Genomic DNA, 25,754 nt, shown 5'->3' with positions numbered 1-25,754 from the left:
CCCGGGTCCTCCGTCCGGAGCGGCCCGCCCCGCCTCCGCACACCCCCGGGGACCGGGCCGACGGCGGGATCCGGCCGTATGGGGAGGCACCGGCCTCCTCCCGTCGATCACGGAGGGGTAATGTCGTCATGATTGCCGTACGGCAACGATTGCGGCAGCCGGAACCGCCCCGGGGGAGCGGGCGCCCGGTCCGTGACCGAGGCCTGACGGTCCGTGAGTGAACGTGGTGGGGAACGAGGATGGGGCATGTCTGAGACGACGACCAAGGGCTCCTCGAGCAGGGGCCGGCCCGGGCCGGCCGCCGTGGGCGAGCCCGAGCTCCGGCAGCTCCTGGCCGGGCTCACGGCGGTGCGGGACGGTGACTTCGGCACCCGTCTGCCCGACGAGGCGGACGGCCTGATGGGCGAGATCTCCCGGGTGTTCAACGGGATGGTCGACCAGCTCTCCCTGTTCACCTCCGAGGTGACCCGGGTGGCCCGCGAGGTCGGCACGGAGGGGACGCTCGGCGGGCAGGCCGCCGTGCCCGGCGTCTCCGGCACCTGGGCCGACCTCACCGACTCGGTGAACGCGATGGCCGGCAACCTCACCACCCAGGTCCGCGACATCGCCCAGGTGGCCACGGCGGTCGCCAAGGGCGACCTCTCCCAGAAGATCGACGTCGACGCCCAGGGCGAGATCCTGGAGCTGAAGAACACCATCAACACGATGGTCGACCAGCTCTCGGCCTTCGCCGACGAGGTCACGCGCATGGCCCGTGACGTGGGCACCGAGGGCATCCTCGGGGGTCAGGCCGACGTGAAGGGCGTCTCCGGCACCTGGCGCGACCTGACCGACTCCGTCAACTCGATGGCCGGGAACCTCACCGCCCAGGTGAGGGCGATCGCCCACGTGGCCACCGCGGTCGCGGGCGGCGACCTGTCGAAGAAGGTCGACGTGGACGCCCGGGGCGAGATCCTGGAGCTGAAGACGACCATCAACACGATGGTCGACCAGCTCTCGGCCTTCGCCGACGAGGTGACCCGCGTCGCCCGAGAGGTCGGCACCGAGGGCAACCTCGGCGGGCAGGCCACCGTCCGGGGCGCCTCGGGCACCTGGAAGGACCTGACCGACAACGTCAACGTGATGGCGTCCAACCTCACCGGGCAGGTGCGTTCGATCGCCCAGGTGGCCACCGCCGTCGCCCGCGGCGACCTCTCCCGCCGCATCACCGTCGAGGCCAAGGGCGAGGTCGCGGCCCTCGCGGACACGATCAACACCATGGTGGACACCCTGTCGGCCTTCGCCGACGAGGTGACCCGGGTCGCCCGCGAGGTCGGCACCGAGGGCCGGCTCGGCGGCCAGGCCCGGGTGCCGAACGTGGCCGGCACCTGGAAGGACCTGACCGACAACGTCAACTCCATGGCGAACAACCTGACCGGGCAGGTCCGGAACATCGCCCAGGTCACCACCGCCGTCGCCAACGGCGACCTCTCCAGGAAGATCGACGTGGACGCCCGCGGCGAGATCCTGGAGCTCAAGACGACCATCAACACGATGGTCGACCAGCTGTCCTCGTTCGCCGCCGAGGTGACCCGCGTGGCCCGCGAGGTCGGCAGCGAGGGCCGGCTCGGCGGCCAGGCCGAGGTCGAGGGCGTCTCCGGGACCTGGAAGCGGCTGACCGAGAACGTCAACGAGCTGGCCGGGAACCTCACCCGACAGGTTCGCGCCATCGCCGAGGTCGCGAGCGCCGTCGCCGAGGGCGACCTGACCCGCTCGATCACCGTCGAGGCGTCGGGCGAGGTCGCCGAGCTCAAGGACAACATCAACGCGATGGTCGGTTCCCTGCGCGAGACGACGCGGGCCAACCAGGAACAGGACTGGCTGAAGTCCAGCCTGGCCCGGATGTCCGCGCTGATGCAGGGCCACCGGGACCTGGCCGTCGTCGCCGAGCTCGTCATGGACGAGCTGACCCCGCTCGTCGCCGCCCAGTACGGCGCCTTCTACCTGGCCGAGGAAGGGGCGGACGGCGTCGAGCTCGGCCTCGTCGGCTCCTACGGACGCCCCGCGGACGACCGGGGCCGGGCCCGCTTCCGGCTCGGCGAGTCGCTCGTCGGACAGGCCGCCCGCAACCACCGCACCATCGCCGCCGAGAACGTCCCCGCCGACTACGTCACCATCTCCTCGGGACTCGGCAGCACGGCCCGGGGCAGCCTCGTGGTGCTGCCCGTCGTCGTCGAGGACCAGGTGCTCGGCGTCATCGAGCTCATGTCCTTCACCCCCTTCACCTCCGTGCACCGGGACTTCCTGGAACAGCTCATGGAGACGGTGGGCGTCAACCTCAGCACGATCGTCGCCAACGCCCGTACCGACGAACTGCTGGACGAGTCCCAGCGGCTGGCCGGCGAACTCCGCTCGCGCACCGAGGAGCTCCAGGTGCGGCAGGAGGAGCTCCAGCTCTCCAACGCCGAGCTGGAGGAGAAGGCGGCCCTGCTCGTCACGCAGAACCGCGACATCGAGGCCAAGAACCTCCAGATCGAACAGGCCCGGCAGGAGCTGGAGGACCGCGCCCAGCAGCTCGCGCTGGCCTCGACGTACAAGTCCGAGTTCCTGGCCAACATGAGCCACGAGCTGCGCACCCCGCTCAACAGCCTGCTGATCCTGGCCCAGCTGCTGGCCCAGAACCCGACCCGCAACCTCACGGCCAAGCAGGTCGAGTACGCCGGCATCATCCACTCGGCCGGGTCCGACCTGCTCCAGCTGATCAACGACATCCTCGACCTGTCCAAGGTCGAGGCCGGGAAGATGGACCTCAACCCGGAGCGGGTGCCCCTGCGCAGGCTCCTCGACTACGTCGAGGCCACCTTCCGCCCCCTCACCTCACAGAAGAGCCTCGCCTTCACGGTCTCCACGGCCGCCGGCGTCCCCGTCGACCTCATCACCGACGACACCCGGCTCCGGCAGGTGCTGCGGAACCTGCTGTCGAACGCGGTCAAGTTCACCGAGCACGGCAGCGTCGCGCTCCGCATCGAACCGGCGGCGGACGGCGAACTGCCCGCCTCGGTCCACCGGGGCGGCCCCGTCGTGGCCTTCCGCGTCAGGGACACCGGCATCGGCATCGCGACCGAGAACCTGGAGGCCATCTTCGGGGCCTTCCAGCAGGCCGACGGCACGACCAACCGGAAGTACGGCGGCACCGGCCTGGGGCTCTCCATCAGCCGCGAGATCGCCTACCTGCTCGGCGGCGCCCTCACCGTGTCGAGCGCCGTCGGCGAGGGCAGCACCTTCACCCTCTACCTGCCCGTCACCCGCACCGACTTCACCGAGCGGCCCGCCCCCGCGGCCCTCTCGGCGGAGGCCGCCACGGCCGTCCCGGCACCCGTCCGCGGCACCGCGATCGCCCTGCCCGCCGGTCCCGGCACGGCCCCCGCCCGTCCGGCGCGGCGCCTCCTCGTGATCGAGGAGCGCCCGCGCGGCCTCCTCGCCGTCGTCGCGGAGAACGCGGTCACGCAGCTCGACGCCGACGGGGGGCACGCCGAGCGGACGGACATCGAACTGATCGCGGTCGCCGGCTCGCAGGAGGCCGCCACCGCGCTCGCCACCCAGTCGTTCCACTGCGTCGTGCTCGACGTCGACATGGCCGACGGCGACGCCCTGCGCCTCCTGGACGCCATGGACGGAGACGAGGCGCTGCGCACCGTCCCCGTCCTCGCCCACAACAACCGCCGGCTCCCCGCCGACGAGGAGGGCGCCCTCCAGGAGCTCGCCCGCCGCCGCCCGCTGGAGCTCCTCTCCAGCCTCGACGAGCTGCGCGAGCGGATCGCCCTGCACCTGTCCGCGGAGCAGCCCGGCGACGTCGTGCCGCTGGTGCGCGGGGACCACCGGGCCCCGGCGCCCCAGGCCATCGACACCACGCTGCACGGCCGGACCGTGCTCGTCGTCGACGACGACGCCCGCAACCTCTACGCCCTCAGCGGCATCCTGGAGCTGCACGGCATCACGGTCCTGCACGCCGAGAACGGCCGGAAGGGGATCGAGACGCTCCTGGCGAACCGGTCCGTCGCCCTCGTCCTGATGGACGTGATGATGCCGGAGATGGACGGCTACACGGCGACGGCACGGATCAGGGAGCTGCCGCAGTACGCCGACCTGCCCGTCATCGCGGTCACCGCCAAGGCCATGCCCGGCGACCGCGAGAAGAGCCTCGCGTCGGGGGCCAGCGACTACGTGACCAAGCCCGTCGACGCCGACGAGCTCATCGCCTGCGTCGGGCGCTGGCTGAACGATGGCTAGCCCCGCGCGCGTCCACGCCGTCCCGCGCCGCGTCGCGGGGCGCCGGTCCGGCGCGTCCCGCCCCCGCCCGCACGGCGGCCCCCGGGCCGCCCTGACCGAGGAGTCGCCGACGTGAGTGGCCCCCGCCACCAGGACGGAGCTCCGTCCACCGGCCTCCCCGGCCGGGCCGCCCCGTCCCCCGGAACACCCGACGCGACGGCCCCGCCCACCGCCGGCGGCGGGCCGGCCCCGGCCGTCGACGAGCTCGTCGACGGCCGGCTGGCCGCCACGGTCGAGCGGCTGCGCGGCGAGGTGCGCGCCGCGCACGCCGCGTCCGAGGGGCGCGCCCTGGTCGAACTCGCCAAGGGAGTCCTCGTCGAGCGCCTGGGCTGCGGTCCCGCCCAGGCGGCCCGGCACCTCGCGGAGCTCGCCGACCGGGCCGGGCTGTCCCGGCTGGAGCTGGCCGCGGACATCATCAACCAGGCGGCCCGCGACCGGGTCGCGGAGGCCGCGGACGCGTTCGTGCGGACGAACGTCGCCGAGCCCGGCACCGCCGCCTCGGTCGCGGTGCGGCTGCGGACGGCGGAGAGCGCGGCGCTCGGCGCGGGCGACACCCAGGCCGTCGCCGAGTCGCTGCTCACGCACGCCCTCGAACCGCTGGGCGCCGTCGCCGTGGCGATCTGGACCACCGGTCCGGACGCCTCGCTGAGCCTGCGCGGACACGCCGGCTTCGGCGCCGACGAGGCGGCCCGCTGGCACTACGTCCCCCCGGGGGTGACCACGGCGGCCCGTCAGGCGCTGACCGGCCGCCGCACCGTCTGGTACCCCTCCCTGTCGGCCGCGGGCATCCCCTCGATCGGACGCGCGCGCCACCCCGACGGCGGCCGGGTCGTGGTCCCCGCCGGGACCGGCGGCCGCATCCACGGCGTCCTGGAGATCTGCTGGGCCCGGCCGCTCGACCCCCAGCCGCAGGCGGTGGAGCGCCAGGTCGAGGCGCTCGCCGAGCTCTGCGCCCACACCCTGGAGGCGCTGCCCGGGGACGCCCCGCGGGCGGTCCCGGACCTCGCCGCCGGCGACGGGGCGCCGGAGCTGGCCGCGCTCTCCGACGGCCTCTACGACCCCGCGCTCGTCCTGACCCCTCACCTGGACGAGGCGGGGCGGCTCGTCGACTTCCGCATCCGGCACGTCAACGCGCACTTCCAGGACCCGGCCGGCCGGCCCCGCGGCTCCGTCGACGGGGCGCTGCTCCTGGAGGCGTACCCCGCGACGGCCGGCGGGGGCGACCTCTTCGACCGGATCGAGCGGGTCCACGCCACGGGCGAGCCGTTCCGCGCCCGGCGCACCCGGCTCACCTCCCTGGTGGACCAGGTGCCGCTCACCTCGCTCGCCGACATCAGCATCAGCCGGCACGGGGGGAGCGTCCTGCTCATCTGGCGCGTCGAGGACGAGTCGGCGCGCCTCGCGAGCCTGCTCCAGCACGCCCAGCGGCTCGGCCGGGTCGGCGCCTTCGAGGAGGACGTCGTCACCGGGGACATCACCTGGCACGGGCAGCTCTTCGAGCTCTTCGGCCGCCGGACGACCGAGCCGCCGGTCGCCCTGCGGGACCTGGCCGCGCACGCCCACCCCGACGACGCGGACACCATCCGGCGCTTCCTCCAGACGGTGCTGTACCAGCGGCGGGTGAGCTCCACGGCCTTCCGCATGCTCCGCCACGACGGGGTCACGCGGCACCTGAGGGTGACGGCCGAACCGGCGCTGGGAACCGACGGCGGCCTCCAGGCGGTCCGCGGCGCCTACCAGGACATCTCGGCGCAGCACTGGACCGAGGTCGCCCTCACGGCCACCCGCGACCGGCTGGTCGCCACGGAGGAGGCGGCCGAGGAGCGCAACCGGCTCACCCTCCAGCTCCAGCACGCCATCATGCCGCCGGCCAAGCCGCCGCTCGACGCGCCGGGGCTCGACGTCGCCGTGCGCTACCGTCCGGCCGAGTCGGAGTCGCTGGTCGGCGGCGACTGGTACGACGCCGTCGTGCTGCCGTCCAAGAAGGTGCTGCTGTGCGTCGGGGACGTGGCGGGGCACGGCGTGGAGGCGGCCACCGGGATGGTGGTGCTGCGCAACGCCCTGCGGGGCCTGGCCGTCACGGGCGCGGGGCCGGGACAGCTGCTGTCCTGGCTGAACAGCGTCGCCCACCACCTCACCGCCCACGTCACGGCCACCGCCGTCTGCGGCGTCTACGACCCCGAGCGCCGCACCCTGCGCTGGGCCCGGGCGGGACACCTCCCGCCGGTGCTGGTGCGCGGGGACGACGCGGCCGACCTGCCGCTCCTGCGGGGGCTGCTGCTGGGGGCGCTCGCGGAGGCCGAGTACGAGGAGTCGGAGCTCCGGCTCGAACCCGGCGACACGGTGCTGATGTACACCGACGGGCTCGTGGAGCGCCGGGACACCGCCGTCCACGACTCCGTCGCCCAGCTGCTCGCCGTCGCCCGGCTGCCCTCCGACGGCCTCGAACGACGGCTGGACCAGCTCCTCGCCCGCAGCAAGTCGGACACCGACGACGACACGTGCGTCATCGGTGTCCAGGTGTCGTGACGCCCCCCGCGTCCGCCCATCGACCGCCCCCCATCCGGAAAGCAGGGACCATGGCCGAGCAGGAACCGAACCTGGACGTCGACGTCGAGATCCGCGCCGCCCGCACGGCGGTGCTGTCCGTGGGGGGTGAGCTGGACATGGAGACGGCCGGAGGGTTCGAGGAGCACCTGACGGAACAGCTCCGTCACGGGCGGTGCCACCTCGTCCTCGACCTGTCGGACCTCGCCTTCATGGACTCCTCGGGGCTGAACGTCCTGATCAGGTCGGTGCACCGGGCGCGCGACGCCGGCGGCGACCTGCGCCTCGCCGCGCCGACCCCGGCGGTGCGGCGCATCCTGGAGATCACCGGGGTGACGACGACGATGCCGCCGCACGAGGGCGTGGCGGAGGCGCTGGCCGCGTTCGGCGGAGCGAGATAGAGGAAGGGCCGCGGGGTCCCCGCCGGGGGACCGGGCCACGAGGAAGAGGGAGAGCGTGCAGGAGATCGCCGACATCGAGCAGGCGCTCCGCCGGGCTGCTCCGCACCGGCTGGTGGGCGTCGTCGAGGACGCCCTGCGGGAGCACTGCGGAGCGCTGGGGGTGGAACTCCGCCTGGCCGACTACGCCTTGCGGTCGCTCCAGCTCGTCGGGGGCACCGCCGGGGCGGACCCGTCGGTCCCGGTCCACGACAGCCCGCAGGGGCGTGCCTTCGGCGCCCAGGAGCCGTACGTCCTGCGGGAGGCGGAGTCGCTCCGGCTCCATCTGCCGGTCACCGTCCGCGGGGACCGGCTGGGCGTCCTGACGGCCGTGCTGCCCCCGGACACGGACCTCCGGCCGCTGCTCCCCGCGCTCGCCCAGCTCTGCGAGGCGCTCGGCCACGAGGTCCTGGTGGCCGAGCGCGACACGGACCTGTACGTCCTCGCCCGGCGCGCGACGCGGCTCACGCTCGCGGCGGAGATGCAGTGGCAGCTCCTGCCCGGCCGTTCGTGCGCGCGCCCCGAGTTCGCCCTCGCGGCCCATCTGGAGCCCGCCTACGCCATCTTCGGCGACAACTACGACTGGTCGGTCTCGGACGGCCGGCTGACCCTGACCGTCACCAACGGCATGGGGGAGGGCATCGAGGCCGCCCTGCTGACCAACCTCGCGATCAACGCCCTCCGCAACGCCCGCCGGGCCGGCCTCGGCCTCGCGGACCAGGCCGCGCTGGCCGACCAGGCCGTGTACGCGCAGTACCGGGGCGCCGCCTTCGTCTCGGTGCTCCTGCTCCGCTTCGACCTGGCCACGGGCGAGGTCGAGGCGGTGGACGCCGGCTCGCCCCGTCTGTGGCGGCTGCGGGGCCACGCGGTGGAGCCCGTCCGCTTCGACGAGCAGCTGCCCCTGGGCATGTTCGAGGACACGGCCTACGCCACGGAGCGGTTCTCCGTGCGGCCGGGGGACCGGCTGCTGTTCGGCAGCGACGGCGTGTACGGCGCCGTCTCGCCCGCCGGGGAGAGCTACGGGGACCGTGCCCTGGCCCGGGCGCTGCGCGGGACGCGGCTGCTGCCGCCCACCCACGTGCCGCAGGCGGTGCTCCGGGAGCTCGCCGCCCACCACGGCGGCGGTCCGCTGGACGACGACGCGCTCGTGGTCTGCCTCGACTGGTACGGCACCGCGTCAACAGTTGCCGTGTGACAACTGTATCCTTGGGGCAACACCTGGCGGGTGCCCGGTGGAACGCTTCGAGGACGACCATGAGGTGGCGATGAGCACGTGCGGTGTGCGCCCGGCCGGAGCCGGCGCCGCGGGGGGACGGGGCGGAGCCGCGGGCGGCTCAGGCCGAACTGACGCCCTTCAGCGTGCGGGGGCGTGACGAGGCGGTCGGTCCGCTCCCCTCCACGGCCTCCTGGAACCCGGCGAGCCCCCGCAGCAGGGCCTTGCGGCTCGTCGGGGACATGCCCGCGATGACCGCGAGCAGGGCCTCCTCGCGCTGGGCCCTGAGCCCCCGCAGGTACGCCTTGCCGTGGACGGTCAGGTGCAGCTCCAGCTGCCGGCGGCTCACCGGACTGGGCAGGCGCCGGACGAAGCCCAGCGCCTCCAGCCGGTCGCACATGCGGCTCACCGAGGGCGGCGCGGAGCCGAGCAGCTCGCCCAGCGTGCGCAGGCTGATGCCCTCCTCGCGGTCCAGGCTGTACAGCACGCGCAGCTGACTCGCCGAGACCGGTGTCGCCGACACCATGTCGCGGCCGCGCTCCCACAGCACCTCCAGCAGCTCGATGAGCTCCCGGGCGGCCTCGGCCGTCTGCTGCGGTTCCCGCGAGGACGGGTCGGGATCGCTGTTCATGCCTGCCGACACTCCTCGGGCGTCCGGGGCCGAGGACCACGGCCTTGCGACGGACCGGTCATCTCCACATCTCTCCAGAAGGCGGTACGGATCCGGTGGATCGACACGTGACAGTGGAAGGCGCACTGCGCGGGGCGGCACCACACCTCCTCCTGGACTCCCTCCGTACCAGTCTCGCGCACCTGTACGCGGCGGCCTGCGTCGACCTGCTTCTCATCGACTACGGACGCACGACCCTGCGCCCCGTGGAGCCCGTGCAGGCCCCAGCAGGGATGCCGCACTCGCCCGTGGACGCGGGCCCCGCCGGCCGCGTCTTCCACACCCAGCAACCATATCTTTTCCGTGATGTCGGGCCCACGGCGACCGTTTGCCTGCCCGTCACGGTACGCGGCGACCGGCTCGGCGTCCTCGTCGTCGGCCTCCCGGCCGACCGGGCCACCCCGGAGACCACCGCGAGCCTCGCCCGGGTCGCCGAGACGCTCGGGCACGCCCTGCGCGTCGCCGACCGCCACACCGACCTGTACCGCCGCACCCGCAGGACGCGCCCCCTCAGCGTCGCCGGGGAGATGCAGTGGGACGCCCTGCCGGGACGCGCCTGCGCCGGACCGGCGTTCGACCTGCACGCCCACTGGGAGCCCGCCTACACCTCCGGGGGCCACCTCCTCGACTGGAGCGTGACCGAGGGCGAACTCCAGCTCGTCGTCGCCGACGGCGCCGGCCCCGGCACCCCCGCCGCCCTGGTGAGCGCCCTCGCCCTGACGGCGGTCCGCAACGCCCGACGGGCCGGGCTCGACCTGGTGGCCCAGGCCAGCCTCACCGACCAGGCGCTCTACGGGCAGTACCGCGGGAGGCACGCACTCGCCGCCCTGCTGCTCCGCCTCGACCCGGCCGACGGCCGGGCCGAGGCGGTCGACGCGGGATCGCCCACGCTCTGGCGGATCCGCGGCGCCGGCACCGAGCGCATCGAGCTGGACCGCCAACTGCCCCTGGGCATGTTCGAGGACACCGTCTACACCACCCAGCGCCTGGACCTGCTCCCCGGCGACCGGCTGGTCTTCGTGGCCGACGGCACGGGCGACCCTCCCTCCGGCGGGCGGCACGAGGCCCCGGACGGTCCGGTCGCCCGCGCCGTCGCGGCGACCGGCCGCCTGAGCGGGGCGGACGCCCCCGCGGCCGTGGTGCGGGCGCTGCGCGAGACGTCCCCGGGCGCTCCGGAGGGCGTCCTCGTGCTCTGCCTCGACTGGCACGGCCACCGGCCCGGGCCGCCGGGCGCGGGGCGGGACGGGGAGCCCGCGGCGTCCCCGCCGTCCCCCTGACGGACCATCGGCGGGTGTGATACCCGTGGCGGGCGGTGTGGGAACCGCGATGCGGGGAAAGGCGGAGTACGAGGTGCCCAGCCGCGCCGACCCATCCGGACGAGGGGAGTACCAGCGCCATGACGGACGCGATCACCGCCGAGTGTGCCGCGACGGAGCCCTCGCTGTCCGCGAGCGCCGTCTACGACGACTCCGCCCACGGCGGCGCGATCGCCTCCGCCCGCGCCTTCACGGCCGACTTCCTCGCGGCCGCGCCGGCCGCGTGGTCCGGTCCGGTGGCGGGCGAGCGGGTCGAGCTGGCGCAGCTGGTGGTCAGCGAGCTGGTGACCAACGCCATCCGGCACACGACCGGCCCCTGCCGCCTGCTGCTGGAGCTGAGGCGGGACGCCCTGGAGATCTCGGTCTTCGACAGCGAGGCCGCCGCCCCGGTGCCCCGCGGACACGACCCCCGCCGCATCGGACAGCACGGCGTCGAGATCGTCGTGGCCGTCTGCGAGAGCCTGACGGTGGAGCCCGCCCCGGAGGGGAAGCGGGTCCGTGCCCGCCTCTCCCTCCTGCCGGAGTAGCCCGCCCCGGCGACCGGCCGCCGGTGCCACCGGGCGACGGGGCGCGCCGCAGCGGGCGCACGGAACCGGCGCACGGAACCAGGGGTGCGGAACCGGTGGTACGGAGACGGCGCGCGGCGCCGTGGGTACGGAACCGCGTGCGACACCGGGCGCGCCGGACGGCGCGCGGTGCCGGGGTGCGCGGCGGGGCGGGTCCTCAGTGCCGGGCTTCCGCCCCGCGGCGCGACCGCCGCCGGAGCGAGCGCCGCTCGGCCTCGGTGAGACCGCCCCACACGCCCGCGGGCGGATGGGGATCGGTCATCGCCGCGCGCAGGCACTGCTGCCGCACCGGGCAGCGCCTGCACACCTTCTTCGCCTCGTCGGCCTGGGCGAGGGCGGGGGAGCCCATTCCCACCGGGAAGAACAGATCGGGGTCGACCTCCTGGCAGGCCGCGGCCGCACGCCAGCTGTCCATGTGAGCCTCCTGGCACATGAGTCGGGATTCGCGTCCCCGTCCGCCTGACCGCTCGTCCGGGGTCGAAACCCGGGCGCGCGGCCACGGCCGTCAGCGGGCTCCCCTCCGCGGACCGCCGGGGACGGGCGTGACGCTCCACCACGCCATCGCCACACCGACACCGAACAGCAGGACCAGGAAGACCGGCACGGGGGAGTCCTTCCGCACGGGGACACGTCGGAGGATCCGTCTGACCGCGCCCACGGGACCGAAACCCCTTCCGCGACGACGTCCTCCCGCCCGGACCCGGCCGCCGCGCCCCACCCTTCGCGCACGGACCGGAGGTGAAGCTCCTGTGTCGGGACGGTGGGGATATGGCGGGGGAACGGCGGGTGCGTACCGGAAGGGGGACGTTCGCTTGATGTGCCGCCCGCCCTGGGCGAGGGTGGGAGGACGAGCCGTCGTCGAGTGGGAAGGTGGCGGGCCACTGCGCGCGGGCCCCGCATATGACTGTTTTCGAAGACGAGTCCGGTCGCTCCCGGGCCGCCCCGGCGGCCCGAGGCACCTCCTGGCTCCGCTCGCCCCACCCGGCGGTGGTCGCCGACCGCGAGGGCGGCGTCGTGGAGTTCAACGCCGCCGCGGCCGACCTCTTCCCCCGCATGGGCGTCGGCACCTGGCTGGACGAGGTCGTCCCGGGCTGGCTGGCCGACGCCCACCGGCGCCTCTCCGGCCCGGCGCGCACACCGCGCGTCCCGGCCCCGGCCACCGCCCCGGCGGGCTCGGCCCCGCTGCGGGGCCGCCACGACGGCCGCCTGCTGCGTGCCCATCCGACCGAGTCCGGCCACGGCGACGTGGCCTGGTGGCTGGTCGACGACTCCGACCTGACCGCCGCGCGGGACGCCCTGCGGACCGAGCAGGAGCGCACCGCGCTGCTGGCCGAGGCGTCCACGCAACTGCTGGCCTCGCTCAATCCGGACCGGTGCCTGGAGACGGCGGCCCTGCTCGCCGCGGCCCACCTCGGCGACGCGGCGCTCGTGATCTCCCCGCCCGTGCGGAACCGGTACGCCGTGGTGACCGCGGTGGGGGAGAGCTTCGGCCGGAGCCAGGTCGCCATGGACCCCGCCTCCGTCCCCGGCCTGGCCGAGGCCCTCCAGGGCTTCCCCCCGGTGCCCGCCCGGTGGATCGACCCGGCCGAACTCCCGCCGTGGGCCGTGCCCGAGGGCTTCGGGGGCACCCCCGGATCCGTCGTCATCACCCCGCTGCCCGGCCACGGCGTGCCCGCGGGCGTGCTGGTCCTGCTGCGCCGCGGCGGACGGCGTGCCTTCGACGCGTCGGAGGAGCTCTTCGCCCGGCTGTTCGCCGCCCGCGCCGGCGCCGCCCTGTCGGCCGCGCGGCTCTACGCGGAACAGGCCCGCATCACCCGCGCGCTGATCGCCGAGCTCCTCCCGCCGCAGCTCCACCACGTGCGGGGCGTCGACTTCGCCGGCGGCTACCGGACCTCCCAGGACACGGAGCGCATCGGCGGCGACTTCTACGACGTGCACGCCGGCGCCGACGACGACCGGGAGACCCTCGCCGTCCTCGGGGACGTCTGCGGCAAGGGGCTGGACGCCGCCGTGCTGACGGGCCGCATCCGCAGCACCGTCCAGGCACTCATGCCCCTCGCCGGCGACCACCGCACCGTCCTGGAGCTGCTCAACGGAGCCCTCCTGACCTCCCGCCACACCCGTTTCGCCACCCTGGTCCTGGCCTCGGTGCGGCGCTCGGGCGGGCACGTGCGGCTGCGGCTGACCAGCGCCGGCCACCCGCCCCCGCTGATCCTGCGCGGCACCGGCCACGTGGAGGAGGTGGACACCGGCGGCACCCTGGTGGGCGCGCTCCCCGAGGTCACCAGCCGGTCCGCGACCGTGAGCCTGTCGCCCGGGGAGACGTGCCTGCTCTACACGGACGGCATCACGGAGGCCCGGGGCGGCCCGCTCGGCTCGTCCATGTTCGGCGAGGACCGGCTCAGGTCCGCCCTCGCCGAGTGCGCGGGCCTCCCGGCCGAGGCCGTCGTCGAGCGGCTGCAGATGGTCGCCGGCGACTGGGTCGGCCGCGGCCCGCACGACGACATGGCGGTCGTCGCCATCACCGCGCCGCACACCACCCATCTGTCCGCGGTGAACGGCCACACCCGGGGCAGGTACACCGCATGAGCACGCACACCACGACCTCCGCACCGGACCTCGCCACGACCCGCGGCCGCCTGTGGGAGGCGCTCGCGGCGCGGGACGAGGCGGCCGCCACCGCCGCGGTCCTCGACGCCCACGACGCGGGGGCGCCGGCGGAGGACCTCCTGCTCGACGTCATCGGCGCCGTCCAGGCCAGGGTCGGCGCCGAATGGGCCGCCGGCCGCATCGGGGTCGCCCAGGAGCACGCCGCCACGGCCATCCAGGACCGTGTCGTCGGAGCCCTCGCCCACCGTTCGCCCGACCGCGGCACCGCCGCCGGACCGGACGTCCGCGGGGCCGGGCAGCCGCCCCGGCGGGTCACCGTCGCCTGCGTCGACGGCGAGTGGCACGCCCTGCCCGCCCGGCTCCTCGCCGAGGTCCTGCGCGGCCGGGGCTTCCTCGTCGACTACCTCGGGGCGCACGTCCCCACCCCGCACCTCATCGCCCACCTGCACCAGAGCGGCACGGACGTCGTCGCGCTCTCCTCCTCGCTGCCGGTCCGCCTCCCGGTCGCCCACGCCGCCGTCAGCGCCGTCCAGGCCCTCGGCCTCCCCGTCCTCGTCGGCGGCGCCGCCTTCGGCCCCGGCGGCCGGTACGCCCGCCTGATCGGCGCCGACGGATGGGCGCCCGACGCCCGCGCCGCCGCCGCCCTCCTCGCCGACGGCCCGTGCCCACCGGGGGACGCCCGGCCCGAGGCCGCCGGCGACCTGCCCCACCTCTCCGACCAGGAGTACACCCTGGTCACGCGGGCCCGGCCCCGGCTCGTCCGGCACGTCCTCGAAGGCCTCCCGGGCGCCGTCCCGGCCACCGCCGCGTACGACGACCGGCAGCGGGAACGGACCGCCGAGGACATCGCCCACATCGTCGACTTCCTCGCCGCGTCCCTCTACGCCGACGACGCCGGGCTCTTCACCGACTTCGTCACCTGGACCGCCGGAGTCCTCCGGGCGCGCGGCGTCGGGCAGGACGCCCTGGTCGCCGCGCTCGATCTGCTCGCCGACGCGCAGCACGACTTCCCCCGCGCACGCTCCCACCTCGCCGCCGGCCGCCGCGCCCTCGTCCGCGTCCCGGCGCCGTCGACCCCGGGACCCCGCTCATGACCGCCCCCGGCGACGGCACCGACCACCCCTTCGCCCTCACCGCCGTCCCCGCGCCCGACGGCGTCCTGCACGTCGAGCTCGCCGGCGACCTCGCCTGGGACAGCGCCGACGAACTCCTCGACGCGGCCCGCGGCCACCTCGACCCGACGGCGGCCCCCGCCGACATCCGCCTCGACTGCGCGCGCCTGACCCTCTGCGACTCGATGGGCCTCTCCGCCCTGCTGGCCCTCCACCGGCTCGCGACGGCGGCGGAGGTGCGGCTCCACCTCGACCGCAGACCGCCCCACCTCGACCGGCTCCTCCGGCTCACCGGCACCCACGCCCACCTGACGGGCCTGCCCGAGGCGGCGGGATCCGACGGCGACGCCTCGGACGGCACGTCGGACGGCCCCCGGCTCCCCGGTCCCTGACGGGCCTTCACGGCCTTCACGGAACCGTGACAGCACCGGCACACCCGGCCGGGCGACACGAGGTGTAGCGGGGGCGGGACGGGTCAGGCGGACACCGCAGCCGCTCGCCCCCACAGCCGGAGGACCCCATGTCCCAGCCCCGCGTCGCGCCGCTCCCCGCACCGCGTGTCCTCACCCGCCCCGTGCCCATGGAACTGCTCGGCCCGGACGTGGCCGTCCGGATCGACACCACCGTCGGCTACACCTCCCGCGACCCCCACGCCCTGAGCATCGCCTTCCACCTCCTGGGCGACGACTCCGTGGTGTGGCGCCTCGACCGCGAGACGGTCGTCACCGGATCGCTGGCGCCCGTCGGCGAGGGCGAGGTCCACCTGTGGCCCGACGCCGACGGCGGGCTGCTCCTGCGGCTCGGCCCGGCGGGGCACCGCGTGGTGATCCGGTGCGACGTGGAGACGCTCACCCGCGTCGTGCGCGACACCTTCGTCCTGGTCCCGCCCGGCACGGAGGAACGCCACATCGACTGGGGCCCGTTCTTCGCCTCCCTCGGACTCTGAGGCGCGGGCGGGGCCCGCCCGCGTCACTCCGGCCGGCCCGGTACGGCCGGCCGGAAGCAGGCGGTGACGTCCTTGCCCCGCGGGCAGGGACGGGTCCGCACGTCGTCGGCGAGGGCGTCGACCAGGAGCAGGCCGCGCCCGCCCAGGGCGTCGTCGTCGGGCCCGCGCGGCTCGGGAACCCGGGGGGAGGCGTCGTGCACGGTGACGTGCAGGCACTCCTCGTCCCAGGTGAGGATGAGCTGCGCGTCGCTGCGGGCGTGGACGTGGGCGTTGGTGACCAGCTCGGAGACGGCCAGCACCACCGCGTCCGCCGCGTCGGGCGCGGACCGGTCCCAGCCGAGGGTCGCCAGGTGCCCGCGGGTCCAGTCGCGGGCCGTCTTCACGCTGCTGCCGACGGGCAGCGACCGTGCCCATCCGACCGCTCTCATCGAGGGATCCTGTGTCATGACGCTCCTTCCGGCGACCACATCGACAGGATCCGTCTGCCCGCGCCGCCGGGGGAGGAATCCGGCTCCCGGACCTCCGCCACCCCCGACGGGCCCTCCGCGGAAGGCCGCTGACGGCCCCTCGGCCCGGCCGTCCCGCTCCGCCGCGGCCGCCCGCGGAACCGCGTCGCGGTACTCCCCGGAGAAATCGTGAAGTTCACCGGTGTGGACGGGAGAACTCCGGGTAGGCGACCCGCCACAGGGCCACGCATCCCGTCTCGGGAGCCACGTGAAAGGGGAAAGGTGTGACGGTCACCACGATGTCGGCCACGGGAGTCGCGACCGGAACGGGGACGCTGCCGGTGATCCCGGACACGATGGCGGTCGCGCCGAAGGACGCGCGGACCCTCTCGAAGGTCTTCTTCCAGGAGCTCGCGGTGCTGGAGGAGGGGACGCACGAGTACCAGTACGCGCGCAACACCCTCATCGAGATGAACATGAGCCTGGTCCGCTACGCCGCGGGCCGCTTCCGTCACCGCGCCGACGAGATGGAGGACATCGTCCAGGTCGGCATGATCGGCCTGATCAAGGCGATCGACCGCTTCGAGCTCGCCCGGGAGGTCGAGTTCACCACCTTCGCCGTCCCCTACATCGTGGGCGAGATCAAGCGGTTCTTCCGGGACACCTCGTGGGCGGTGCACGTGCCCCGCCGGCTCCAGGAGGCCCGGGTCGAGCTGGCCAAGGCGACCGAGGAGCTCAGCACGCGCCTCGGCCGGACGCCGACCGTCAAGGAGCTCGCCGAGCTGATGAGCCTCACCGAGGAGGAGGTCACCGAGGCGCGGCTGGCCTCCAACGGCTACAACTCCGCCTCCCTCGACGCCGCCCTCGGCGGCGAGGACGAGGACGGCGACGCCTCGCTGGCCGACTTCATCGGCAGCGAGGACCCCGCGATGGCCCTGGTCGACGACTTCCAGTCGCTGGCCCCGCTCATCGCCGACCTCGACGAGCGCGACCGGCAGATCATCCACCTCCGGTTCGTCGAGGAACTCACCCAGGCCCAGATCGGGGAGCACCTCGGCTGCTCCCAGATGCACGTCTCGCGCCTGCTCTCCCGCACCATGAAGCGGCTGCGCGCCGGCCTGCTGGAAACGGGCTGAACCGGCCCGGCCGACCGGACCGGCACCGCGCGGCACCCCGGACCGTCACCCGCCGGACGGCCCGGGGCGGACGGGCGGCGGGGGCGTCACCCAGCGGATCGCCGCGATGACGAGCCGCCCGCCCGGCCGTGCCACCGGCAGGAGCAGCCGGACGTGCGCCGGCAGCACGACGAGCCGCCTCGCCCACGGCGGCAGGAGGTCGACCGCCGCGGCCGCCAGGAGGGCGTACGGAAGCCGTGCGGGCCACGGCAGCGGCGGGGCGGCCAGCAGATAGCGCGCGGTCCCCGCCGACTCGGCGGTGACCGCCGCCTCGCCGCGCCTGCGCTCCAGCGCCCCGGCCAGGCCCGCCTCGGTCACGGGAGGGTCGGGGATCCCCAGCCGCCGGGCGACCGACGCCATGTCCGCGACGTAGCCGTCCCGGCGGTCGTCCGGCAGCGGAGTCCGTCCGTACCGCCGGTGCGCCTCCAGGAAGCAGGCGGTCTCGGCCAGGTGCACCCAGGAGAGCAGCGCCGGGTCCGAGGCCCGGTAGGCCACCCCGTCCGACGTCGTCCCGCTCACCCGCGCGTGGGCGGCGCGCACCCGCTCCACCGCCCGCTCGGCGTCGTCGGCCGTCCCGAACGTCGTCTCCGCGAGGAAGGTGCTGGTCCGCTGGAGCCGGCCCCAGGGATCGCCCCGGAAGCCGGAGTGCGCCCAGACGGCGCTCATCGCCACCGGGTGGAGCGACTGCAGGAGGAGCGCGGCCAGCCCCCCGACGTACATCGAGGCGTCCCCGTGCACCACCCGCACCGGCCGGTCCGGGGCGAACCAGCGCGGGCCGGGGGAGCCGTGGATCCGGGCGCGCTTGCGGTCCGCCGAGGGGCCGGCCACCCGCCGCAGCAGCGCTTCGCCGGCCCGCTCGCGCACCGTGCCGATCAGTGTCGGACGCACAGGAACCGCCTCCTCCGTTCGGCTACCCGTCCGTCCGGGGGCGAAACCGCCGGACGGACGCGCGGACGATGACCGCTTCACCCGCTTTTCCTCCCCTTCGGGGGAAAGGGGCCTAAGGTCGATCGTATGAGTGAGGACGGCGTCGCGACCGGCGGAGAGGCGTCCCTGGAGCAGGCGCTCGGTGCGACGGTGCACCGCACGGGCGCCCTGGCCGCAGGGGTCTACCTGCTCGCCCCGGACGAGCCCGTGCTGTGTCTGGCCGCGGTGTGCGGGATGCCGGCCAGGGCGGTGGCGCCGTGGTGGCGGGTGGCGGTGCCGGCCGCCGGGCCGCTGTCCGAGGCGGTGCGCGAGGACCGCCTCGTGTGGGTCGGACGGCAGGAGGACATGGCCCGGCTGTACCCGAACGCCGCGGCCGGGCTCCCCTACCAGTTCGCGCTGGCGTTCGCCCCCCTGCACGGGGCGCGCCGGTGGGGCGCGCTGGCGCTCGTCTGGCCCCAGAGCCACCCGCCCTCGCTGACCCGGCGGGAACGCGGCGCCGTCCTGGCGAGCGCGAGCGGCGTCGCCCGGCTCCTGGACGAGGACTCCGCCTCCCGGCGGATCCCCGCCGAGCCGCGCGCGGTCCCCCTGCTCCGCCCGGCCCCGGACCCGGCGCAGACCGGCCTCGCCGCCGACGACCTGCTGAGGCGGCTGCCCGTCGGCGCGCTCGGCCTCGACCTCCAGGGCCGCGTCACCTACGTCAACGACGCGGCCGTCCGGCTCCTCGGCCGCAGCGCCGAGAGCCTCCTGGGCAGCCTGCCCTGGCAGGCCGTGCCCTGGCTCGACTCCCCGGTGCACGAGGACCGCTACCGCACCGCCGTCCTCAGCCGGGAGCCGGTCGCCTACACGGCGACGGGGCCGCCCGGCCGCTGGTACGACATCCGGCTCTACCCCGGTGACAGCGGCATGAGCGCCCTCATCTCCCCGAGCCCGCGCGAGGGCTCCGCCGACGGCCCGCCGCCCCGCGTCACCGCCGCCCCGCGGGACGGGGCGGACGCGGTCGGCGCGGGCCGGATCCACCAGCTGATGCACCTCTCCGCCGCGCTCAGCCAGACCGTCACCGTCTCCGACGTGATCGGCACCGTGGCCGACCAGATCCTCCCCGCCTTCGGGGCCCAGGGCATGGTCGTCTCCGCCGCGGACGCCGGCCGCCTGCGGATCCTGGGCCACCGCGGCTACGACCCGCGCACCGTGAACCGCCTGGACGGCCTGCCGGTCGACACGGAGGTCACCCCCGTGGGCCGCGTCCTGCGCAGCGGCGTGCCCGCCTTCTACACCGACCCCGCCGAGATGAGCCGCGCCCACCCGAAGGCCCCCCTGCTCAGCGGCAAACGGGCCTGGGCGTTCCTGCCCCTGGTGGTCGCCGAGCGGCGGGTGGGCTGCTGCGTCCTGTCGTACGACGAGGAGCACTCCTTCGGCCCGGGCGACCGCGCCGTCCTGGTCTCCCTGGCCGGGCTCATCGCCCAGGCCATGGACCGGGCGCTGCTGTACGACGCCAAGCACGACCTGGCCCACGGCCTCCAGCAGGCGCTCCTGCCGGTGGCCCTCCCCCGCGTCCACCGGCTGGCCGTCACCGCCCGCTACCTGCCGGCCGCCCACGGCATCGACGTCGGCGGCGACTTCTACGACCTGATCCGCCTCGGCGGCACCGCCGCCGCCGCGGTCATCGGCGACGTGCAGGGCCACAACATCAAGGCCGCCGCCCTCATGGGCCAGGTCCGCACCGCCGTCCACGCCACCGCGGGCTCCCGCCCCGGCGACGTGCTGGCCCGCACCAACCGCGTGCTGCTGGACCTGGAAACCGACCTCTTCGTGTCCTGCCTGTACCTCCACCTCGACCTCGCGGGCAGGACCCTCCAGCTGGCCAGCGCGGGGCACCTGCCCCCGCTGCTGCGCGGCCCCGGCCCCGCGCCGCGCACGGCCCCGCTCGCCGTGGACCCCGGCCCGCTGCTCGGCATCGGGCCGTGCGCCGAGGCCGACTACCCCGTCACCACGGTCCCGCTGCCCGCCGGCTCCCTGCTCGCGCTCTACACGGACGGCCTCGTCGAGAGCCCCGGCACGGACCTCACCGACGCCCTGGACGACCTCGCCCACCTCCTCGACAGGGTGGGCGACCGGCCCCTCGACGCGGTCGCCGACACCGTCCTGCGGCACGCCGTCCCCCGGCACCACCACACGGACGACACCGCCCTGTTCCTGCTGCGCGCCCGATAGCCGACGGCGGTCGGCCGTCGGCTGTCGGGCGAGGGCGGGGAGGGAGCGAGGGCCGGGACGGGCGGGTCCGCTCCCTCATCCGTAGACGACCGTCACCCGCTCGAAGCCCAGGCCGCCCAGCAGCCTCTCCAGCATCGCGGTCGTGTTCCGCTCCGCCCGGGACGTCAGGTCCGACTCGCGGGCCGCCTCGCCGATGCGCTGGGCGGCGAGGACGTGGACGGCCTGCTCGCCGGCGGGGTTGTCCGAGAAGAGGTCGCCCAGCCGGTCGAGCAGACCGCGCTGCTTGGACACGGCGTACGAGCGCTCCGGATCCAGCGCCGTGGTGCCCAGCCGGGCGTGCGGCAGGCGGAGCGTGGCCCCGGTCCGGTCGGCGTCGACGGTCACGGCGTCGTCCCCGAGCCCGCCCAGGTCGACGTACGCGCTGACGCTGCCGCTGGCCACGTACAGGGTGCGGGTGCCGCGGATCGCGTCCGGCAGGAACCGCGCGTCGTGCTCCAGGTCGACCACCACCTGGTAGGTGCCCGCCGCGCCCTCGTACCGGCTCAGGTCCTGGACGGACTTCAGGACGGCGGGTCCCGAGCGGTCCTTCACGTCGGTCCCGAAGACGTCCAGGCCGGGCAGCCGGAAGAACTGGCCGATCACCATGAGGGCGACCGCGAGCACGAGCAGGACGACGGTCACGAGGCGCCACTTCCGGCTGGGACGGCTCCGCGTCCGCAGGGGCGGCGAGGGTCTGTTCTCGGTGTCTTCTCCCATGCTCGCCGGGTGCCCGTCACCGCGGCCGTCAATCCCAACTCCGCTCGATGCGAGGCGGGTTGATGCTTCTGGGGAAGGTGGGTCGGAGGAGAGGGCCCCGCCGGACCGCCCGGCATGCGGCCGCCCCGGCGCGGGTACGCGGGGTCCGTTCGCAGAAGGAGTCCAGGGGAGGAGCAGGCACATGGCCGGGTGGAGAGCATGGGGGAGACGGACCGCGGCGGCGGGCGGCCGGGCGGCGGCCGGCGAGCCCCGTGACGGGCGGGGCGCGGAGGAGCCGGCGGGCGCCGCCGGGCCGATCGCCGGAAAGGGACCGATCGCCGGGAGGAAGGCGTCCGCGCGCAGGAAAGCGGGCGGAGAGGTGCCGGGCGCGGAGGGAGCGGGCGGGGGCGGACCGGAGCGGGAGGAGCCGGGCGCCGGGGCCCCGCCGGCGGAGGCGGACCCGCGCGCGAAGGCGGCGGCTCCGGCCCGCAGGGGTCCGGGGCGGTTCGTGCGGGTGCTGGTCGCCCTGGTCGCGCTCGCCGGCATGGTGGCGTTCGCCGTGGTCCTGGCCCGGCTCACCCTGGCGGCCTCGCCCGCCTCCGTACCCCTCACCCACAGCAACCTGACTCCGGGCCGGTCGATCGGGAACTACCTCGACCAGCCCGGATTCGTCGACACCGTCCGGCAGCTCGGCGGCAACATCCTCCTCGGCGTCCCCTTCGGGATCCTGCTGCCGCTGCTGTCCCGCAAGGCGCGCGGCTTCGTCCGGGTCGCACTGATCACCGGGGGCACCATGTTGCTGGTGGAGCTGGTGCAGGGCGCGCTCGTCACGGGCCGCGCCTTCGACGTCGACGACGTCCTCCTCAACACGACGGGCGCGCTCCTCGGGTACGTGCTCGTCGGCCGGCGGCTCGGCCGCTACGTCCATCCCCGCACCCGGCCCCGCTGGTGGCAGCGCGGGCGGGTCGGCGACCCGACCGTGTGACGCCGGGAGCGCCGGCCCGCGTACCGCGGGCCGGCGGGGGTACGCGCGCGGACATGGCAGAACGGAGCATTCCCGAACGGCGGGCACCGGAGCGACGCACCCCGCCACCCGAGACGACCCCCGCCCCCGCCCCCACCGGAACCGCCGGGCCGGGGCCCGCCGTCGAGGCGCGGGCCCCGGACTCCCCGGCCGACCTCCCCGCCGCCTCCTGGTCCGCCGTCCTCAAGGGGGCGGCGCGCGAGTTCACGCGGGACGAGCTCATGGACCGGGCGGCCGCACTGACCTACTACGGCGTGCTGTCGCTCTTCCCCGGGCTGCTCGCCCTCGTCTCGCTGCTCGGGATCAGCGGGCGGCGGACGACCGACCGGCTGATGGAGAGCCTGGGCGAGCTCGCCCCGGGACCGGCCCGCGAGGTCCTCGAACAGGCTGTGGCGTCCCTGCGGGACAGCGCCGCCACCAGCGCCACGATGGCCGTGGTCGGCCTCGCGGTGGCGCTGTGGTCGGCCTCCGGCTACGTCGGCGCGTTCATGCGCGCCGCCAACCGCGTCCACGACGTGCCCGAGGGCCGCCCCGTCTGGAAGCTGCTGCCGATCCGGCTCGGCATGACGGCGGCGCTGATGGTGATGGCCGCCGCCGGCGCCCTGCTGCTCGTGCTCAGCGGGGACGTGGCCCGCCGGGCCGGGGACGCGCTGGGCGTCGGCGACACCGCCCTGACGGTCTGGGCGGTGGCGAAGTGGCCCGCCCTCCTCCTGCTCGCCGTGGTGATGATCGCCCTCCTGTACTGGGCGAGCCCGAACGCGAAGGGCCGGGGGTGGCGATGGGTCACCCCCGGCAGCGTGCTCGCCCTGCTGATCTGGATGGCCGCCTCCGCGGGCTTCGCCGTGTACGTCTCCGAGTTCGCGTCGTACAACCGGGTCTACGGCACCATGGCCGGCGTCGTCGTGTTCCTCGTGTGGCTGTGGATCAGCAACCTGGCCGTGCTGCTCGGCCTGGAGTTCGACGCCGAGCTGCTGCGCCGGCGCGCGGTGGCCGGCGGCATGCCGCCGGACCGGGAACCGTACGTCGAACCCCGCGACACGCGCGCGTGGAGCGAGGAGGAGCGGCGCGAGGCCGGCCTGCCGGCCGGGGAGGAGCGCCGTGAGGACGGATGAGAGGGGCGGCTGGACGGACCGCCCCGCGACCGCGCGCCGGGGGAGCGACGGAGGCCGTCCGCCGCACCGGCACCGGTGCGGCGGCCCGGCGGGACGCTGCGGGGAAGGGAAGGGCCGCGGGGCGCGGAGGGCGGGGACCGGACGAGGAGGCAGGTGATCGCGCATGTGCCGATGGCTCGCGTACCGGGGGACACCGGTCCTGCTGGAGACGATCCTGTACCGCCCGGCCCACTCCCTCATCGACCAGAGCCTCCACTCCAAGCTCGGGGTGGAGACCACCAACGGGGACGGCTTCGGCGTCGGCTGGTACTCGGAGCACACCGACACCCCGGCCCTCCTCAGGGAGGTCGGGCCGGCCTGGAGCAACCGCAACCTGCGCGAACTCGCGGAGCACGTCAAGTCCCCGCTGTTCTTCGCGCACATCAGGGCGTCGACCGGGACGGCCGTCCAGCAGTCGAACTGCCACCCGTTCCGGCACGGCCGCTGGATGTTCATGCACAACGGCGCCATCGCGGACTTCCCGCTCCTGCGCCGCGAGCTGACCCTGCTGGTCGACCCGGTGCTCTACCCGGACATCGAGGGCACGACGGACTCCGAGGTGATGTTCCACCTGGCCCTCACCTACGGCCTCGACCAGGACCCGCCCGGGGCCGTCGCCAGGATGGCGGGCGTCGTGGAGCGGGTCGGCCGCGCGCACGGGGTGGAGCACCCCCTCCAGATGACGCTCGCCCTCACGGACGGCGAGCGCGTCTGGGCCTTCCGCTACTCCAGCGCGCGGGCCTCCCGCTCGCTGTTCTACAGCAACAGGGTGGAGGCCCTCCGCCGGCTCCACCCGGACGTCGCGTTCCTGCGGGGCGTCTCCGGGGAGACCCGGCTCATCGTCTCCGAACCCCTCGGCGACCTGCCCGGCGCCTGGAAGGAGGTGCCGGAGAACAGCTACGGCGTCGTGCAGCCCGGCGTCGACGAACTCCACCGCTTCGCCCCGGCGGCGGTCTGACCGTCCCACCGCCTCCTCCGGCGGTGGACGGCCCGCCGGAAGGACGACCTGCGAAAAGGGGGGTTTGAGGGCGCCGGATCGGTGCAGGCGGAGTGCAGAGACATTCGGGCGACGAACTGGAGGCGCATCATGGGCATCATCGCGTGGATCCTCATCGGCCTGATCGCCGGAGCGATCGCGAAGGCCCTCATGCCCGGCAGGGACCCGGGCGGCATCATCATCACCATGCTCATCGGCATCGCCGGCGGTCTGCTCGGCGGCTGGCTCGGCAAGGTGATCTTCGGAGTCGACTCCATCGACGGCTTCTTCGACCTCTCCACCTGGATCGCGGCCATCGTCGGCTCGATGATCCTCCTCGGCCTCTACCGCCTCGTGGCGGGCGGCCGGCACCGCCACGCCTGACGCCGGCCCGCCGGCGTCGGGCGGAAGGCTCCCCACCCCACGGGTGGGGAGCCTTCCGGTTTTCCGGGACCCGGACACCGCGCCCCCCGGCGGGCAGAGGCGTAGCGTAGGAGATGCCAGAAGGCCGGGGGACCGTACGGGTCCGTACTCCACCGCCAACCGGAGGATTGGTCCTTCCACCGGCCCCACGGCCGGGTTCACCCCGGCCCAGGTCGTCGATTCGCCGATGGCGGCCCCGCCCGCCCCGCATGTCACCGACGTCCGGCCTTCCTGGTCCCGAGCGACCGGAACCCGCGGCGCGCCCGCGCCGCCTCCGCGACCTCCGGCCCGGTCGAACCGGTGGAGAGCAGCCCGCCGTGCCCACCGTCGCCTTCACGGACGGCGCCCCCGCCCCGGCCCCGCCGGCGGCTCCCGCCGCCACCGACCCGACGCCCGCCGTCCGGGGCGCGCAGGTCCCCGTCCCCGCCCCTCGCCCCGACCGGGCGGGCCTCCCCGTCCCGCACGGCCCGCCGGCCCCCGCCCGCCCCGGCGTCCCGGCAGCGCCGCGCCGCCCGCGCGAGACGCCCGCCGTCCCCCTCGGCCGCGCCGCCGGCCCGTCGCCGGTCACGCCGCCCCGCGCCCTCCGGGCGGTCGCGCCATGACCGGCGGACTGGTCCGCGAGGTCGAGCTCGTCCTCGCGGACGGCGGCTTCGGTCCGGGAAGCGGCCTCGTCGTCCAGGACCGCGAGGACGGCGTCCTCGTGACCTGGAGCGCCGACGCCCTCATCCGGCCGACGATCCTCGCGCACGCCTCCGACCCCGCCGTCCGCGCCCGCGTCACCCTCACCGGCATCCGCAGCGCGCTGGACCACGCCCTGGCCGCCCTCTTCCTGGACGCCGGCCTCGTCACGACCGTCCCCGCCGACGGGGCCGTCCTCGTCACCCGCCCCGCCCTCCTCTGAACAGGGCGGACGCATGGGCGCGGGGAAGCGGGGCAGACGTGCGTCCGACGGGACGACCGA

The 25,754-nt window shown here is 75.4% G+C and carries 23 protein-coding genes; 18 read left to right on the top strand and 5 right to left on the bottom strand.

Annotation, left to right across the window (positions count from 1 at the left end):
- The first annotated feature begins 246 nt into the window (after positions 1-246).
- From IE287_RS33515 to IE287_RS33500, 4 genes are all read left to right on the top strand, one after another.
- A complete protein-coding gene (locus tag IE287_RS33515; RefSeq protein WP_189853033.1) occupies positions 247-4,269 on the top strand; it encodes a HAMP domain-containing hybrid sensor histidine kinase/response regulator in 4,023 nt (1,340 codons plus the stop codon).
- A gap of 111 nt (positions 4,270-4,380) precedes the next feature.
- Entirely contained in the window at positions 4,381-6,837 is a 2,457-nt protein-coding gene (locus tag IE287_RS33510) for a SpoIIE family protein phosphatase (RefSeq protein ID WP_189853032.1), read from the top strand.
- A gap of 50 nt (positions 6,838-6,887) precedes the next feature.
- Positions 6,888-7,256, top strand: coding sequence for an STAS domain-containing protein (locus tag IE287_RS33505; protein ID WP_189853031.1), 369 nt, complete (start codon positions 6,888-6,890; stop codon positions 7,254-7,256).
- Positions 7,257-7,311: 55 nt separating this feature from the next.
- Positions 7,312-8,487, top strand: coding sequence for a PP2C family protein-serine/threonine phosphatase (locus IE287_RS33500; RefSeq protein WP_189853030.1), 1,176 nt, complete (start codon positions 7,312-7,314; stop codon positions 8,485-8,487).
- A gap of 139 nt (positions 8,488-8,626) precedes the next feature.
- On the opposite strand, the gene IE287_RS33495 is transcribed toward IE287_RS33500, so the two are convergent.
- Positions 8,627-9,136, bottom strand: a complete 510-nt coding sequence (locus IE287_RS33495; RefSeq protein WP_189853029.1) for a MarR family winged helix-turn-helix transcriptional regulator — start codon at positions 9,134-9,136, stop codon at positions 8,627-8,629.
- Between the two features lie 107 nt (positions 9,137-9,243).
- Between IE287_RS33495 and IE287_RS33490 the strand changes: the two genes are divergently transcribed.
- Positions 9,244-10,452 carry a PP2C family protein-serine/threonine phosphatase gene (locus IE287_RS33490; protein ID WP_229883902.1) on the top strand — a complete coding sequence of 403 codons (1,209 nt, stop codon included), beginning with the start codon at positions 9,244-9,246 and terminating at the stop codon, positions 10,450-10,452.
- A gap of 119 nt (positions 10,453-10,571) precedes the next feature.
- The gene (locus IE287_RS33485; protein ID WP_189853027.1) at positions 10,572-11,018 is read left to right on the top strand and encodes an ATP-binding protein; all 447 of its coding nucleotides are present in this window, start codon (positions 10,572-10,574) and stop codon (positions 11,016-11,018) included.
- A 196-nt stretch (positions 11,019-11,214) separates the two neighbouring features.
- Here IE287_RS33485 and IE287_RS33480 read toward each other — a convergent pair whose 3' ends face one another.
- Positions 11,215-11,472, bottom strand: coding sequence for a WhiB family transcriptional regulator (locus tag IE287_RS33480; protein ID WP_189853026.1), 258 nt, complete (start codon positions 11,470-11,472; stop codon positions 11,215-11,217).
- A 485-nt stretch (positions 11,473-11,957) separates the two neighbouring features.
- On the opposite strand from IE287_RS33480, the gene IE287_RS33475 reads away from it, so the two are divergent.
- The 4 genes from IE287_RS33475 (at position 11,958) to IE287_RS33460 (ending at position 15,725) form a co-directional block, all read left to right on the top strand.
- On the top strand, positions 11,958-13,646 hold the full coding sequence (locus IE287_RS33475) for a PP2C family protein-serine/threonine phosphatase (protein WP_189853025.1): 1,689 nt from the start codon (positions 11,958-11,960) through the stop codon (positions 13,644-13,646).
- Positions 13,643-14,761, top strand: a complete 1,119-nt coding sequence (locus IE287_RS33470) for a cobalamin B12-binding domain-containing protein (protein ID WP_189853024.1) — start codon at positions 13,643-13,645, stop codon at positions 14,759-14,761. The genes IE287_RS33475 and IE287_RS33470 overlap by 4 nt, the downstream gene beginning before the upstream one ends.
- Positions 14,758-15,171 carry an STAS domain-containing protein gene (locus IE287_RS33465; protein ID WP_189853023.1) on the top strand — a complete coding sequence of 138 codons (414 nt, stop codon included), beginning with the start codon at positions 14,758-14,760 and terminating at the stop codon, positions 15,169-15,171. Before IE287_RS33470 ends, IE287_RS33465 begins: the two co-directional genes overlap by 4 nt.
- 128 nt (positions 15,172-15,299) lie before the next feature.
- Positions 15,300-15,725 carry an SsgA family sporulation/cell division regulator gene (locus IE287_RS33460; RefSeq protein WP_189853022.1) on the top strand — a complete coding sequence of 142 codons (426 nt, stop codon included), beginning with the start codon at positions 15,300-15,302 and terminating at the stop codon, positions 15,723-15,725.
- A gap of 23 nt (positions 15,726-15,748) precedes the next feature.
- Here IE287_RS33460 and IE287_RS33455 read toward each other — a convergent pair whose 3' ends face one another.
- Positions 15,749-16,171 carry an ATP-binding protein gene (locus tag IE287_RS33455; protein WP_189853021.1) on the bottom strand — a complete coding sequence of 141 codons (423 nt, stop codon included), beginning with the start codon at positions 16,169-16,171 and terminating at the stop codon, positions 15,749-15,751.
- 284 nt (positions 16,172-16,455) lie between these two features.
- Here IE287_RS33455 and IE287_RS33450 point away from each other — a divergent pair, with 284 nt between their 5' ends.
- Positions 16,456-17,307: an RNA polymerase sigma factor SigF gene (locus IE287_RS33450; RefSeq protein ID WP_189853020.1), complete on the top strand. Its 852-nt coding sequence runs from the start codon at positions 16,456-16,458 to the stop codon at positions 17,305-17,307.
- A 45-nt stretch (positions 17,308-17,352) separates the two neighbouring features.
- Here the strand turns inward: IE287_RS33450 and IE287_RS33445 are convergent, their stop codons facing one another.
- Positions 17,353-18,234, bottom strand: a complete 882-nt coding sequence (locus IE287_RS33445; protein WP_189853019.1) for an oxygenase MpaB family protein — start codon at positions 18,232-18,234, stop codon at positions 17,353-17,355.
- A 126-nt stretch (positions 18,235-18,360) separates the two neighbouring features.
- Here IE287_RS33445 and IE287_RS33440 point away from each other — a divergent pair, with 126 nt between their 5' ends.
- The gene (locus tag IE287_RS33440) at positions 18,361-20,484 is read left to right on the top strand and encodes a SpoIIE family protein phosphatase (protein WP_189853018.1); all 2,124 of its coding nucleotides are present in this window, start codon (positions 18,361-18,363) and stop codon (positions 20,482-20,484) included.
- Between the two features lie 75 nt (positions 20,485-20,559).
- On the opposite strand, the gene IE287_RS33435 is transcribed toward IE287_RS33440, so the two are convergent.
- A complete protein-coding gene (locus IE287_RS33435) occupies positions 20,560-21,129 on the bottom strand; it encodes a DUF4230 domain-containing protein (protein WP_229883904.1) in 570 nt (189 codons plus the stop codon).
- A gap of 292 nt (positions 21,130-21,421) precedes the next feature.
- Here IE287_RS33435 and IE287_RS33430 point away from each other — a divergent pair, with 292 nt between their 5' ends.
- From IE287_RS33430 to IE287_RS33405, 6 genes are all read left to right on the top strand, one after another.
- On the top strand, positions 21,422-22,204 hold the full coding sequence (locus tag IE287_RS33430) for a VanZ family protein (protein ID WP_229883901.1): 783 nt from the start codon (positions 21,422-21,424) through the stop codon (positions 22,202-22,204).
- A 53-nt stretch (positions 22,205-22,257) separates the two neighbouring features.
- Positions 22,258-23,355 carry a YihY/virulence factor BrkB family protein gene (locus tag IE287_RS33425; RefSeq protein WP_189853016.1) on the top strand — a complete coding sequence of 366 codons (1,098 nt, stop codon included), beginning with the start codon at positions 22,258-22,260 and terminating at the stop codon, positions 23,353-23,355.
- Positions 23,356-23,518: 163 nt separating this feature from the next.
- On the top strand, positions 23,519-24,352 hold the full coding sequence (locus tag IE287_RS33420) for a class II glutamine amidotransferase (protein WP_189853015.1): 834 nt from the start codon (positions 23,519-23,521) through the stop codon (positions 24,350-24,352).
- Between the two features lie 129 nt (positions 24,353-24,481).
- Positions 24,482-24,754, top strand: coding sequence for a GlsB/YeaQ/YmgE family stress response membrane protein (locus IE287_RS33415; RefSeq protein WP_189853014.1), 273 nt, complete (start codon positions 24,482-24,484; stop codon positions 24,752-24,754).
- Between the two features lie 356 nt (positions 24,755-25,110).
- Complete coding sequence (locus IE287_RS33410) at positions 25,111-25,395, top strand: hypothetical protein (RefSeq protein ID WP_189853013.1); 285 nt, start codon at positions 25,111-25,113, stop codon at positions 25,393-25,395.
- Positions 25,392-25,694: a hypothetical protein gene (locus IE287_RS33405; RefSeq protein WP_189853012.1), complete on the top strand. Its 303-nt coding sequence runs from the start codon at positions 25,392-25,394 to the stop codon at positions 25,692-25,694. The genes IE287_RS33410 and IE287_RS33405 overlap by 4 nt, the downstream gene beginning before the upstream one ends.
- The last annotated feature ends 60 nt before the right edge of the window (positions 25,695-25,754 follow it).

Origin of the sequence: Streptomyces omiyaensis (assembly GCF_014650895.1) — a bacterium.
Lineage (GTDB): Bacteria > Actinomycetota > Actinomycetes > Streptomycetales > Streptomycetaceae > Streptomyces > Streptomyces omiyaensis.
This window is presented reverse-complemented; position numbering and strand designations above follow the sequence as displayed.